The 13,504-nt window shown below is 54.8% G+C and carries 14 protein-coding genes; 8 read left to right on the plus strand and 6 right to left on the minus strand.

Annotation, left to right across the window (positions count from 1 at the left end):
- Positions 1–50 precede the first annotated feature (50 nt).
- Entirely contained in the window at positions 51–812 is a 762-nt protein-coding gene (locus GCU45_RS13875) for a TspO/MBR family protein (RefSeq protein WP_152399371.1), read from the plus strand.
- 125 nt (positions 813–937) lie between these two features.
- On the opposite strand, the gene GCU45_RS13880 is transcribed toward GCU45_RS13875, so the two are convergent.
- From GCU45_RS13880 to GCU45_RS13890, 3 genes are all read right to left on the minus strand, one after another.
- A complete protein-coding gene (locus GCU45_RS13880) occupies positions 938–1,318 on the minus strand; it encodes a RidA family protein (RefSeq protein ID WP_105445662.1) in 381 nt (126 codons plus the stop codon).
- Between the two features lie 180 nt (positions 1,319–1,498).
- A complete protein-coding gene (locus GCU45_RS13885) occupies positions 1,499–3,004 on the minus strand; it encodes a sensor histidine kinase (RefSeq protein ID WP_152399372.1) in 1,506 nt (501 codons plus the stop codon).
- Between the two features lie 369 nt (positions 3,005–3,373).
- A complete protein-coding gene (locus GCU45_RS13890; RefSeq protein ID WP_076172846.1) occupies positions 3,374–3,577 on the minus strand; it encodes a CsbD family protein in 204 nt (67 codons plus the stop codon).
- A gap of 299 nt (positions 3,578–3,876) precedes the next feature.
- On the opposite strand from GCU45_RS13890, the gene GCU45_RS13895 reads away from it, so the two are divergent.
- The 5 genes from GCU45_RS13895 (at position 3,877) to GCU45_RS13915 (ending at position 8,325) form a co-directional block, all read left to right on the plus strand.
- Entirely contained in the window at positions 3,877–4,284 is a 408-nt protein-coding gene (locus GCU45_RS13895) for a GntR family transcriptional regulator (protein WP_152399373.1), read from the plus strand.
- Positions 4,281–4,994: an ABC transporter ATP-binding protein gene (locus GCU45_RS13900; protein ID WP_152399374.1), complete on the plus strand. Its 714-nt coding sequence runs from the start codon at positions 4,281–4,283 to the stop codon at positions 4,992–4,994. Before GCU45_RS13895 ends, GCU45_RS13900 begins: the two co-directional genes overlap by 4 nt.
- Entirely contained in the window at positions 4,994–5,764 is a 771-nt protein-coding gene (locus GCU45_RS13905) for an ABC transporter permease subunit (protein WP_152399375.1), read from the plus strand. The genes GCU45_RS13900 and GCU45_RS13905 overlap by 1 nt, the downstream gene beginning before the upstream one ends.
- A 347-nt stretch (positions 5,765–6,111) precedes the next feature.
- Positions 6,112–7,086 (plus strand): ABC transporter ATP-binding protein, encoded by a 975-nt coding sequence (locus GCU45_RS13910; protein WP_244364563.1) that lies wholly within the window; start codon positions 6,112–6,114, stop codon positions 7,084–7,086.
- A 93-nt stretch (positions 7,087–7,179) separates the two neighbouring features.
- The gene (locus GCU45_RS13915) at positions 7,180–8,325 is read left to right on the plus strand and encodes an ABC transporter permease (RefSeq protein WP_152399376.1); all 1,146 of its coding nucleotides are present in this window, start codon (positions 7,180–7,182) and stop codon (positions 8,323–8,325) included.
- 90 nt (positions 8,326–8,415) lie between these two features.
- On the opposite strand, the gene GCU45_RS13920 is transcribed toward GCU45_RS13915, so the two are convergent.
- On the minus strand, positions 8,416–9,960 hold the full coding sequence (locus GCU45_RS13920) for an HD-GYP domain-containing protein (protein WP_152399377.1): 1,545 nt from the start codon (positions 9,958–9,960) through the stop codon (positions 8,416–8,418).
- A 594-nt stretch (positions 9,961–10,554) separates the two neighbouring features.
- Complete coding sequence (locus GCU45_RS13925) at positions 10,555–11,547, minus strand: polysaccharide deacetylase family protein (RefSeq protein WP_152399378.1); 993 nt, start codon at positions 11,545–11,547, stop codon at positions 10,555–10,557.
- A 92-nt stretch (positions 11,548–11,639) separates the two neighbouring features.
- Between GCU45_RS13925 and GCU45_RS13930 the strand changes: the two genes are divergently transcribed.
- Positions 11,640–11,978, plus strand: a complete 339-nt coding sequence (locus GCU45_RS13930) for a L,D-transpeptidase (RefSeq protein WP_152399379.1) — start codon at positions 11,640–11,642, stop codon at positions 11,976–11,978.
- Between the two features lie 6 nt (positions 11,979–11,984).
- On the opposite strand, the gene GCU45_RS13935 is transcribed toward GCU45_RS13930, so the two are convergent.
- Positions 11,985–12,701: a glycoside hydrolase family 73 protein gene (locus GCU45_RS13935; protein ID WP_152399380.1), complete on the minus strand. Its 717-nt coding sequence runs from the start codon at positions 12,699–12,701 to the stop codon at positions 11,985–11,987.
- A gap of 192 nt (positions 12,702–12,893) precedes the next feature.
- On the opposite strand from GCU45_RS13935, the gene GCU45_RS13940 reads away from it, so the two are divergent.
- Positions 12,894–13,445 (plus strand): GNAT family N-acetyltransferase, encoded by a 552-nt coding sequence (locus GCU45_RS13940; protein WP_152399381.1) that lies wholly within the window; start codon positions 12,894–12,896, stop codon positions 13,443–13,445.
- Positions 13,446–13,504: the final 59 nt, after the last annotated feature.

Here is a 13,504-nt window from a genome sequence, read left to right on the forward strand (position 1 = left end):
AAAGGCCGCTTTGCGGCAAGCCGTAGACATCACTTCAGGAGGCTGGTACGATGCTTAGAAGCAATCCGTATAAATGGTGGAACTGGCTCGCGTTCATCGCCGCGATGGTGGTCAACGCGCTGGCCAATACTGCTGTGCTCGGGGGAAAAACGACAGGAGAAATATCGGACCAATACCCAACCATGATCACGCCCGAAGGGTATGCTCTTACCATCTGGTCCTTAATTTATGTACTGCTGCTTGGCTTTCTTCTCTATCAAAGCGGACGGGTCACCGAAACCCGGGATTCGGTCCGGACCATCGGTCCGTGGTTTATCATCTCCTGCGTGCTGAACATCGCGTGGCTGCTCTTGTGGCAGTATGAATATATCGAGCTGTCGCTCGTCGCCATGGTACTGCTGCTGCTCTCGCTGTTTGTCATCTATCGGCGGACGCGCAGCGTCTATTATCCGACATCCGGAGAGATGTGGCTGATCAAGCTTCCCTTCAGCCTGTATTTCGGCTGGCTTAGCGTAGCCGTCATTCTTAATATCGCGATCGTGCTGAAAAAGAACGATTGGAACGGCTTCGGATTGAGCGAGCTGGTGTGGGCCGTGGTTTTCCTGCTCGCCGGTGCACTGGTCGCCATTCTGGTCAGCTACCCTTACCGGGACAGCATATATCCGCTGGTCTTCGTATGGGGCTATGTCGCCATTGCCCTGGAGCAGCAGGATCAGGTGGAGCGGGCGTTTATAGCCGCCCTCATCCTGGCGATCATTCTGTTCGTCTATGCGATCTATCTATTCTTCGCCCGGAGCCGGGATCGGGACTGAATGTAACCCCGCAAAGCGCGGCCTCAGCTTCGGGCGAGATATAAACAACACAAAAAAGCCGGGCTTTGCGAACGGGGCGCACCCCGGGCAAAGTCCGGCTTTCTATAGGATATGTAGCTTCCGATCTATTTAACGGCGGCAATCGTCTCGATTTCCACCAAGCCGTCTTTCGGCAAGCGTGCGACCTCAACCGCACTGCGCGCAGGGTAAGGCTGGGTGAAGAAAGAACTGTAAATCTCGTTGACGGCGGCAAAATCGTTCATGTCTTTCAGGAACACGGTCGTCTTGACCACTTGATCCAGGCTGCTCCCTGCTGCTTCAAGAATCGCCTTCACGTTATTCAGAGCCAGGCGGGCCTGCTCCTGAACGCCGCTGCCGAACTCACCGGTCGCCGGGTCGAGCCCCAATTGTCCCGATGTGAAAATAAAGTCGCCGACCTGAACGGCCTGGCTGTAAGGTCCGATCGCTCCTGGCGCGGACTCGGTCGAAATCACCTTTTTACTCATGGAAGTCACCCTTTCGTCTTCGTACTATCCTTCTCATTGTAAACAGAGGTCGGCCAAGTTGCAATACGGCACCGCGCTGCTCCAGGCGTGCGGCTGCCTCGATTGCAAGCTGCCCGTCACCCAAATTCTCCATCTCTGGCTCCAAGGACCGCTCAGCATATATGAGCAGCGGAAGGACGGTTATTCCAGGCTCGGAACCGTTCCGGTGCGTCCCGGAAGCAGCGCCTTCTGCTCCACTCCGCCGACGGATGGGGTGATTTCCAGGGTGGCACATTCCTCCGCTTCATTGGCCAGCGGCAAATAGAGCGAGAAACAGCTGCCCCTCCCCACTTTGCTCTCCAGCCGGATAAACCCACCCAGCAGATGTGCCAGGTCCCGGCTGATCGAGAGCCCGAGGCCCGTCCCGCCGTATTGCCGGCTGATGGAGCCGTCCGCCTGGGCGAACGCTTCAAAGATCCGCCGCTGCTGCGGCGGCGAAATGCCGATACCGGTATCTTGAACGTCAAACACGATCCATGAACCCGCAAGCTTTCCCTCCGGGTTATGCTCCGCACGGATGACGAGGCTCACCTTTCCCTGATGGGTAAACTTAAACGCATTAGACAGCAAATTTTTTAGAATCTGCTGCACCCGGCTCGGATCGGTCCGGAACGTTTCCGGAAGCGAGGGGTCCAGCTTGATGGAGAAGCCGACGTTTTCTTTTTGAGCGACCAGTTCAAAATGCATTTGCAGCAGCTGCGGAATTTCACTGATATTCATATCTTCATGCATGATTTCAAGCCGTCCAGCCTCCACCTTTGACAAGTCCAGAATGTCGTTGATGATACGCAGCAGCTCATGGCCCGACTGGTGGATAATTTCACCGTACTCGGCCATTTCCTCCTTGGTGCGGCTGTCGTCGTTGTCGCTGATCAGCTCGGCAAAATTGATGATGCTGTTCAAGGGAGTGCGCAGCTCATGGGACATGTTCGCCAGAAACTCCGTTTTGTAGCGCGAGGACCTCGCCAGCTCTTTGGCCCGTTCCTCCAGCACGCGCTTGGCCTGATGCAGCTCTTCAGCCTGGGCCGACAGCAGCACGTTGCTTTGTTTGAGCTGGATGGTGCGGGCTGCTTCAAGCTGGAAATCGCGGAGAATCAAAGAAAAGATCAAACTCAGCAAGAGGGTGAGCGGAAGCGTGGCCGGCATGATCGTTTCAAAATAATGAGCGGCAGGAATAACCCCTAAAAATGCAATATCGATACAATTCAGTACGTTCAAGACCAGAATGGCCAGGAAGCCGCGGGTCACAAGACTGAACCCCTTGCGTCTCATCCAAATATTGAGCAGTGCCGCCGCAGCGCCCAGAATGCACAGATTGAACAAACCGGCAACCGAGGCCTCGTTCACGCCGAACGTAAGGCGCGCGAATCCGATCCCGATGCCGATAATGACCAGCGTCACCGGCTCAGCGTATGCAACCGTCGCAATGATGAGGGGGATGATCCGGAGATCGAAAATGACATTTTCGCTAAGCTTGTATCCGAAAACCATGCTCAGCCATCCGCAAAAGATGATCAGCAGCACCGAGCAGGTGTATTTCACATGTTTAGGGGCACGGGCAAGTCCATATTTGTAGACCAGATTGGCCAAGTAGGCAGCCGCTATGAGCAGGGCTGTGTTGCCAAGAAATATTTTGCAAAAATCCATGTACTCACTCCTGAAGATGGATATTAGCCGTGCTCTCTTATCATATCATGGCAGATCCATATATCCAGAATTTATAAATAGAACGATGCCGGGTTAAGCCGGGATTACCGCGGCAGCCCGCCGAAGCTGGGGGATTCTTGCTGATTTTGCGGCCCATACCGGGTAAGTGGGGAAACCTTCTTGTGGGTAAACCGGTCAGACCTTTGAGGTAAGTCTATGGCGGATAGCGTGCTTGAAGTCATCCAGGTGAGGGCAGGGCGTACTTGGGTTAGGTAGGTGAACACCCGAAATAAGCGCAGCGCTCCCCGGTTGCCGGAGATTCGCTGCGCCTTTTGTTGTTTCCACATGCCGGCCGCAGGACGAAGAGGCCTACAACTGACGCGAACGCGTCCAGTCATGGTACTCTTTTTCCGCGGCGTCCTTGGAATGGCCATAGCGCTCCTGAAGCTTGCCGATCAGCTTGTCCTTTTCGCCGCCGATTTTATCCAAATCGTCATCCGTCAGCTCGCCCCACTGCTTCTTGGCTTCACCTTTCAGTTGATTCCATTTTCCCTTGAATACGTTATGATCCATGAGGATCAGCTCCTCTCGGTATAAGTTGTTGGTCGGCGGAACCTATCCGCTCCGCCTGTAGTTCTTTATTACCCGCAGGAACGCGGGCTGAATCCAACGAGCACCAGCAATGCTGTCCCAGTCTTCATAGCCATAAACCGGTGCGAAAAAGATTTTAACCAAAATATTGATCGCCTATTGCATTAGGTGTATTAAGTGATATAATACACTTAAATCACATAAGTGACCTGAACGTTTGCGCTTATGCCGAGAAGGAAAGCTGTGCTTCCAGACCAGCAGAGCTTTTAGGAGGGAAGGCCATGGAAGACCAACAGGTTGGCTCGCTGCGGTTCCACATCGACTTCAGCCAACCTTTATATGAACAAATTCTGGATCAGGTGCGCAGCGCCATTGCCAAAGGAGAGATTGGATTGGGAGACAAGATGCCTTCTGTGCGCGAGCTGGCTCAAGAGCTTCGGGTGAACCCGAACACCGTCATGCGGGCTTATCAGGAGCTTGAACGGGACGGACTTACCGAGAAACGACGGGGTCAAGGAACCTTCGTCACCTCTTCCCCGGAGCATGTCCGGTCGTTCCGAACAGCGCTCGCGGCCAAATATATCGACAGCTTTATGGATCAAATGGAAAGCCTCGGACTAACCTGGAACGATATCCAGTCCTATATTGAACAAAAATACGACGCGGAGGAAGGAGGATCCATGCGATGACGGCACCGATACTGCGATGTGAACAAGTAAGCAAGGCCTATGGGAAGAAGCAGGCGCTAAACGGACTGAACATCACCGTTCCCGAAGGGCGGATCACCGGTATTCTGGGCCCGAATGGCTGCGGCAAATCCACGTTATTCCGGATGCTTACCGGCCTCGTCCGGCCAGACCGGGGCACCGTGGAAGTGCTCGGCTCGAAGCCCGGCTGGGAAACCAACCGCCACATCGCCTACCTCCCCGACCGGGCCCGCTGGTATCCGAACCATACGGTGCGGCAGGCGTTCGAATGGGGGGAGTCCTTCCTGCCTCGCTTCTCGATGGAACAGGCCATCCGCCTGGCGGATTATATGGATGTTGAACTGGATGCGAGAATCGGCGGAATGAGCAAGGGCCAGGAAGCCCGCGTTATGCTGATTCTGTGCCTTGCCCGGGAAGTGTCCCTCATTATTCTCGACGAGCCTTTTACCGGCATCGACGTCATGTCGCGGGAGGCGATTGTGGCCGGCATCATCGACTACCTCGAGGACAGCGGACAGTCCGTCCTGATCAGTACCCATGATATTCAGGAGGTTGAAGGGTTGTTCGATTACACGGTCATGATGAAGCAGGGTCAGGCGATCTGGTCCGGCGACACCGAAAGGTTGAGGGCGGAATACGGTTCACTGCGCGATGTATTCCGTAAAATGTACGCAAAGGAGTGGCAGCGTTGATGTCATCAGGCACGTTTATGGACCTTGTCCAGCATGAGTTTATGGTGCGGGGCAGCTGGAGAAAAAAGAACCGCGTCCGCTTATCCAGAAGCTGGTGTGTCGCTTATATCCTGATTGTTGCCGCAGCTGTGGTCATCGTCACCACCTATCTGGCGGCGCGCAATGACCTAGAACTGAGCAGCTTCTGGTATATGACGCTGGCGTTCCCTTATTGGATCTTCTTCCTGGGATACGGCTCCATTAAAAGAGAGTGGTCCAACGATACGTACGGCTGGTGGCTGACGCTCCCGATCCCGAGATTTCGCCTTATTGCCGCCAAATGGCTCGGTAACTGCTTGAAGGTATGGATCGCAATGATCGCCATTTATATCGCCTTCTCGGCGTACGTGCTTATTCTGACCTCGACCATCGATCATTACACCTATGATATGGCTATCTCCTTCGTGATCACGGGCATTAACTGGCTGACCGTCGTCGCCGGCCTGACCCCATTCATCATAGCCGCTGGCATGCTGACCATTAGCGTCATGTACAGCACCGCCAAGCCGCTGACGCCGCTGCTCTGGATTCTATTTATGGGAGGCTTCAGCATTGTATACTCCAATTTGAACGAGTATTTGCTGCCTGAAGGCCGGCTGGAAACCGCAGGACCGGCGACGTTCTTCCCCTTTCCATGGGAGCTTCCGGCAATCATCATTGGCAGTTGGGCGGTAGCCTATGGCCTGATCCGGGCGGTGACATACGTCATGGATAAAAAGCTGGATCTGTAGCAAGTTCGCTTTTCTTCTATAAACTTAACGGGATATTCAACGTGGCCGCCGGAAGCCTTTCGATCATCCGCGCGAGCCGGTACTGCCGGCGGCCCGTCATTTTGCAGACATGCTGCTTCACAAAACTTAAAGCTTGCTGCTTCCGGTGCCAGTTTTGCTGCGACCATTTTACTTTGAAGTTATGCTTCACAAAACTTAAGCTGATGCTTCCGATGCCAGTTTTGCTGCGACCATTTTACTTTGAGGTTATGCTTCACAAAACTTAAGCTGATGCTTACGATGCCAGTTTTGCTGCGACCATTTTACTTTGAGGTTATGCTTCACAAAACTTTTAGGAGGTTGTCCCTATGATCCAAACGACCGCTCGCAACACCGCTGAATCTAATCATACTTCTTATAACAACGATTATATGCTAGAGGTTTCCCAGCTCCGCAAATCCTATCCGAAGAAACAGGCGCTCCAGGACGTGAGCTTTTCTCTGAAAGCCGGCACTTCGTTTGGCTTCCTCGGACCGAACGGCGCGGGAAAGTCCACCACAATGAAAATTTTGACCGGCATTGTCCAGGCCGACAGCGGCTCCGTCCGGCTGCTCGGCAAGGAGGCGACCAAAAATCCGGACGCCGTATCGAAATATATCGGCTACGTCCCGCAGGAAATTACGCTGTACGATAAGCTGTCTGCTTACGACAATCTGGAGTTTTTCGGTGAGGCTTACGGCGTCCGGGGCAAAATGCTGAAGCAGCGCATCCACGAGGTGCTGACCCAGACCGGTCTACTGGACCGGGCCAAAGAGGAAGTCGGCACGTTCTCGGGAGGCATGAAGCGCCGAATTAACATCGCCGCCGCGCTCCTCCACCGTCCCAAGCTGCTGGTTCTCGACGAGCCGACGGTTGGGATCGATCCGCAGTCGCGGAACCACATCTTCGAAATGATCCGCGACCTGAACCGAGAAGGCGTGACAATCATCTACTCCACCCACTACATGGAGGAAGTCGAAGCGCTGTGCGATGAAGTGGCCATTATGGATCAGGGCACGATCAAGGCGATGGGCCCGCTCGGGGAGCTGCTGGAGAATTACGGACAGAAGGCCATTTACGTGGAAATCGCAGGAGCCCATCACCTGCCGGAAGACCCGGATGTAACCGCGGTCCGCAAGGAAGGCTCCGGATACGTGCTGGAAACGGAGAACCTGCATGGCGTGATGCAGCGCCTGCTTCGCCTCGCATCCCAGCACAGCTGGGACGTGAAACAATTGGAAATCGTCCGTCCCTCGCTGGAGAACGTATTCCTGCGGGTAACAGGTACCGCTCTCCGGGATTAATTCTTTCACAAGCGTTCCTCTCACTCTTTAAGGTGATAAATCGTTCATCGTATGAAATAGACAAAGAAATTAACACGCAAAGGAGCAAAACCCATGAGAGCCATGATTATCAAAGAATTGCGGCTGATCCGCAAAGACCGCAGAAGCTTCTTCTTCCTGCTGCTGATGCCGATCCTGTTCATCGCCATGTTCGGTACGATTTTCAATAGCGGCGGAGGCGACAGTTCCTCCATATCCATCCGCACGATCGACCAGGATCAATCCGCCGCGTCCCAAGCCTTTGTGAAGCAAATGCAGGGGATTATGGACGTGAAGCTGGAATCGGCATCCAGCCTGAATGACCAGGTCGACAAAATGAAGCAGGGCCAGTTCTCGGCCATGCTCGTCATTCCCGCCGGATTCGAAAAAGCCATGAAGGAAGGCAGTCCCGCGGATATCCAGCTGTACCAGGATCCCACCGCACAGACCGAGCTTGCGCCGATTCAGGCAATCCTCAGCAGCATTTCCAGCCAATACCGCGAGCAGAAGCTGACGGATGTCCTGCTGGCTAAGGGAGATTCTAAGGAGCAGGCAGAGCAGGCGCTGGCCTCCCCGATCCAGATTAAAGATGTGGCGACGACGTCCGACCATATCAGCTATATGGACTCCATGGTCCCCAGCATGACCGTCATGTTCGTCTTCTACATCATGATCACGATGGCTCGCCGCTTTTTTGATGAAAAGAAGACCGGCCTTCTGTCCCGCATTCGCAGCACGCGCGTAAAGCCGCTGCAGTATCTGGTCGGGATGTGGGTGCCCTTCATCCTGACGGTTATCGCCCAGTGTGTCGTCCTGTTCGCCTTCGGCCACTTCGTCTATGATGTGAAGCTTGGCGACGTCGCCGCCCTTACCTTGATTGTGCTCAGCCTCAGCATCTGCGGAACCGGCATCGGGCTCGGCTTATCCTTCCTGGTGCCCGGCGAGGGAGCCGCCATGGTCATCACCCAGGTCATTGCCATGGGCGGTGCCATGCTGGGTGGCCTGTGGGTACCGTCCTACCTGCTTCCGCAATCCGTACAGACCGTCGGGCATTTTCTGCCGCAGTACTGGGCGCTGCACTCGCTGCAGAACATTATCGCCCATGGCGCCCATCTCGGCGATGTTGCGGGACCTGCCCTCATTCTCCTGACGTTCGGGGCCGCCGGCCTCCTGGTTGCATTCTTCCGTCTGCCAGGGTTCCTGCGCTCGGCTGCAAACTGATTTCTTATCAAAACGACGAAAAAACCTCCCGTCCGGAAGTCATCCTTCACGGCCGAGAGGTTTTCTTGCTCTCCGAACCTTGGTCATCGCTTATGTATCGTCGCCTGCCGCTTTTTCCAACCTTTGATTTCTCATATAGTCGACAAAAATGCGGGCGTATTCCGGATCCCACTGCGTCCCTCCGCCCTCTTCGAGAATGGACAGCGCCTTGGCGACATCCATGCCTTTACGGTATGGCCGATCCGAAGTCATCGCATCAAAGGCGTCGGCTACGGCGATAATTCTCCCGAGCAGCGGGATATCGTCCCCGGCCAGTCCGTCCGGATACCCTTTCCCGTCGTATCGCTCATGATGGGACCTTACGCCGGGAAGGAGCGGCGCCAGGGCATCCTTCGGCTCGATCTGCTTCAGAATCGTCTCACCAAGCACCGGATGAGCCTTGATTTGGTCGAACTCCTCTTCCGTCAGACGCCCTTCCTTCAACAGGACGGTGTCCCGGATGCCGATTTTCCCGATGTCATGCAGCAGCGCCGACTGGCGGATCACGTTGATATCCTCCTCCGTCATCCGGCTGAGCCGCCCGATCAGCTCCGAATATTCGGCCACCCGCAAGGAATGCCCTGCCGTGTAGGCGTCTCTGGCATCGAGCGCAACGGCGAGGGTCACAAAGTAGCTGTCCAGCATCGCCCTGGTCTGGGCTTCACGCGACTGAAGCGCCCGGACCATCATGTTGAAGCCGGTGGCCAGCCGGGAAAACTCGTCCGAATACACGTTTTGGACCGTCTTCAGCCGGCCGTCCTTGACATGATTCATGGCGTCGTACAGATGGGAGATCGGCCGCTCCACCTCATGGGTCAACAGCCTGGCACCCGTATACGTAAAAATGATGTCGACCAGCAGGATCAGCCCCGCCCAGCCCCAGTACCCGGTCATCATTTCCTCGTTTAAATTGCCCAGCCGAATCTGGGCAGCCAGGGTGAACAGCAGGAGCGGCGAGGTACCGATCAGCATGGCACTGAGCAGAAACTTCGGACGGATGGACAAGACGACATGCCCCTCCGGATTCAGCTCAATGCGGTGCGTTTCCTGGGCGAGCCGGTGAAATTCCTCCATCAGCGGCCGGACCGTCGCCGTCGTCAGGAAAAACTCGATCATCGCATGCATGCTGGCTACGAGGAAGGCGCCGGCTACCGCAGCCGCAACATAAATCGGCGGGAAATGAAGAAGGCCACGGCTCATCTGCCACAGCGTCACGCCGGTCGCAGGTATGGCAAGTCCGAGGAAATGCGGGACCAGAATCCGGAACACCGCCAGCTGCGGCAGCTTATGTGCCTGCCGGTAGGCTGTTTCAATGGTTTGAACCGTACAGGTCCGGCAGAACAAGCCCTGCCGGATCGGCCGAACGTGCCGCGTGAATACCCAGGATTCCACCGCGACCATGACCGCCATGGAGCAAGCAAAGATGATCGCCAGCCGTTTGATCTCCTGCGGAGAAATGCTGATCGTGGTCAGAACGAGAGCGCTGCCCACGATCCATACCGCGAAAAGCGATCCGAAAATATAATTCCGTACCAATTTGTTCCGAAAAGCATAATACAGGGCAACTCCCTGCAAACGGGTAGAATCGGTATCCATAAGCCAGCCTTCCTTTTTCATCAATATAGGCCGTTCGGCGCAGCACTATTAAGAATATCGGTTATTTCATCCCAAAATGTGACATGAACCTGCGACAAAAACCAACTTTTATCATAAAATCCCTCCGCATGAAAGGGTGTTTTTGCACATTTATACAAGTCTGGTGGGCGATATAATTTCCTATTGCATACATAAATGATATGTGATATATTATATTAATATAACTTCATTTAACCCTTTTCGTTCCCCGCAAGAAAGAATAAATCTTCAACCTCGAAGACTTAATTTCCTATTTTGAAATAACCCAATGCGAAGTATGAGATTTAAGATGTCATTTCTGATTCACGCTGGCGCGGTCATCGGAGCCGCAAGGACAAAAGAGAGGCAGGGCTTTTGTTGTTTTGGAAGTCATTATTCTGTTAACGAACTAGAACAAGGAACCAGACTGCAGCCTTGAACGGCTGTCAGGGGTTAAATATATGAGGCGGCCGCAGCGCCGCCAAAGCCAAACCCCCCGGAGAAATGTCCGGGGGGTTATCCATATTTTCCAATGTATTTACGGCCTACTGCCACTTCCTTCTCTTGTCAGGAGGCTTAGCCGGCTTTGCTGTATCCGCGGAGCGACTCCGCATGCTTCATCGATTCAATGAGCGCGATCGGGTTATTGTCCATGCCGCCCGCGTTGACCCGGTATCCCATGTACTGCCCGGGGCCGTCGATTCCCGGTTTGACGGTAAAGACTACCTGAATGCCGAGATTGCGGCAGAGATCCAGCACCTGCTGTGTATAGCCGCCGTAGGGAAAAGCGAGAATATCGCGGCGGTTGCCGATTTCATTCCGGAGGATTTGATCCGCCCGGGTTAAATCACCCTTCACCCGCCGGATATACTCCTGCTCCGTCTCCACATGCCCGGTAGTTTTGTTATGCTCCGGTCCCATCAGCATTGGCTCCAGCCTGTCATGGGTTTTCCCTTCGGGGCGAACATAAGCATAAGCGTGCGAATCAAACGTATGGCTGTAAAAGTCGATACCGCTCCGATGCATGAGCTTGACCTGGGCCCAGGTCAGCTTCGGCAGTCCGGGATGCTTCGGATTTCCCACTGTCGACACGATCAGAAAATTCGTTGCCGGCACATGGTACTTCTTCAGGATCGGGAACACATTGGTATAGAACGTCTCATAGCCGTCGTCAAACGTCATCAGCACGGCGTTGTCCGGCACCGGCTGATGCCGGGTGACGAAGTCGGCGTACTGCTCCATCGTAATCCAATGGAATCCGTTCGCCTTCATGGCCTGGAGCTGCTCCTCGAATACAGCGGTATCCAGACTCTTGTCATTGATCGGACGCGGGGAGACATCATGGTACATCAGCGTGATGACTTTGTTTTTATAATACACCGCACCTGGCGTCGGTCTCGTGGAAATAAAGCTGTAGGCCGGAACACCGTTCTCTTCCTTTTTGATGTGGGGCCTTCCGGGATAACGAACCAGATGATACACATAAGGGCCCTGCCTCCAGACGAAAAATGCCGCGAACAGCACAAGCACGGAAAAGGTGCAATAGAGGATAATTTTTTTTCTCAGCATCACGTTCCAATCCCCTTCGTTCCATAAATTCACTTGCAGAGGGATGCATTCCCCGCCCTATAAACATACTCTGGAAACAAGGAGTGATGCAAATGCCAAAATACCGGATCATCGTCGACCTGTCGGAACGCACGTTATATTTGCTGGATGGCGATCAGACCGTCAAATCCTATCCCGTTGGCATCGGAAAAATGGTGACGAAAACCCCGACCGGAGAGTACACGATTGTCAATAAACAGGAAAATCCCGGCGGACCGTTCGGGGTGCTGTGGATGGGCCTCTCCAAGCCCCATTACGGCATCCACGGAACCAATGATCCCGCCTCCATCGGACGGGAAGTCTCCCACGGCTGCATCCGGATGCACAATGAGGATGTGCTGGATTTGTCTTCCTACGTTCCTGTGAATACAAGGGTGACCATCCGGCCGTAAGTCCCGTCAGCCTTGATCCGAAACGACCTTGATTCCCTTCTCTTTGCGGTACTGGATCACCAGCTGCCGCCAGAAATCATAACTTCCCGTTTCATCTGCAATATAAGGCTTGTAATAGCGGTAAGCCTCCTTTGCCCAGTCCGGGCAGGGCATGCTTAACAGCGCCTGCTGCTGCTTGATCCATTCCGCCTGCTTCGCAACCGTGTTCTGCAGCTCGCTAAATGCCGCCTTTTCCTCAGGGGTCATATGCGCCCCCTCCTTCCAGGCATCGTATTGGTCCAGGTTATGCTGGTCAATAATCCGGATTAGCTTATCTGCATACTCCGGGTCCGTGGCATAACCGGCGGCGCCGATCGCGGCGGCGGCCGATCGCCCGTCTGTGCCGAGCGCGCCGGCATACTTGTCACGGTCCCAGGACACGCCGTTCACCAGCAGGCTTGAGTGATCGGCCACCGATTCGGCCCAGCTGTTGTACGCGCGGAAGTCGGCTATCACCCGGCCGGCCACGCCGCGAACGTACTCGGTGGTCTGCAGGCGCATGCTCCCTGCGGTGCCCTGTCCCTTGATGCCGAACAGATTGTTGGCCTTCACCGCCAGCTCGCTCGTGCCCCAGGCGGATTCGAGGGCCGCCTGGGCGATCGTGAGCGATGCCGGCACGCCGGACTGCAGCTGGTCGAATTCAGCCAACGGTGCCATGATGGCGATAAAGTTTTGTTTCTTCATAATCCTCCCTCCCAACCCTCTGGTACATACAATGCTGACCGCTGGCTAACGGCCTGGACGCGGCTGCCGCCCCACGTCTTCAGAGCACCTGAGTCACATAAAAATCTCCGGACCGCTCCGGTGTGAAGCATTTGCCTAATTCTTCACGGCTTCTTACAATAAGAACATATGTAACGCTTGGAGGGTGGATGTATGAAGCAGGCAAAAGCAGATCATTTTATCATCAATCAGGAGTGGGTTACCCCGGAAATCCGTGCCGTTCAGGCCGGTCCGGAAGATGTCGCAGCCGCGCAGGGACTGCTGTTTCGAACGGCGCAATGGCTTCAGAGCATAGGCTCCAAGCAGTGGAATCAGCTGCTGACCGGCGAGGACAGGCATCATATCGACGAGGCGGTCCTGCGAGGGGACGTCTTCCTGTTCAAAAAGGAGGAGCGCCTTGCCGCCATCGTCATCCTCCAGCAGCATGCGAGCGAATGGGACCGCAACCTGTGGGGCAAGGAGGGGCACGATACCTCTGTCTATCTGCACCGGCTTGCCATTGACCGCGAATTCGGGGGGACGGGTCTTGGCAGCGCCATTCTGCACTGGGCATTGACCGGAATAAGGTTCCAGGGTAAAGACCGAATCCGTCTTGACTGCATCGCCAACAACCCCGGCTTGAACCGGTTGTACAGCGGGGCCGGCTTTACGCTGAAGGGCCAGCATGAGAGCGGGTTTAATATTTATGAGAAAATGGTGAGGTAGCGTTCGCTCCTCAAGCGGATAACTACGTAAAAAAAGCCTTCCGGCATGCCGGAAGGCTT

The sequence above is a fragment of the Paenibacillus cellulositrophicus genome, from assembly GCF_009363095.1.
GTDB classification, from domain to species: domain Bacteria; phylum Bacillota; class Bacilli; order Paenibacillales; family Paenibacillaceae; genus Paenibacillus_AQ; species Paenibacillus_AQ favisporus.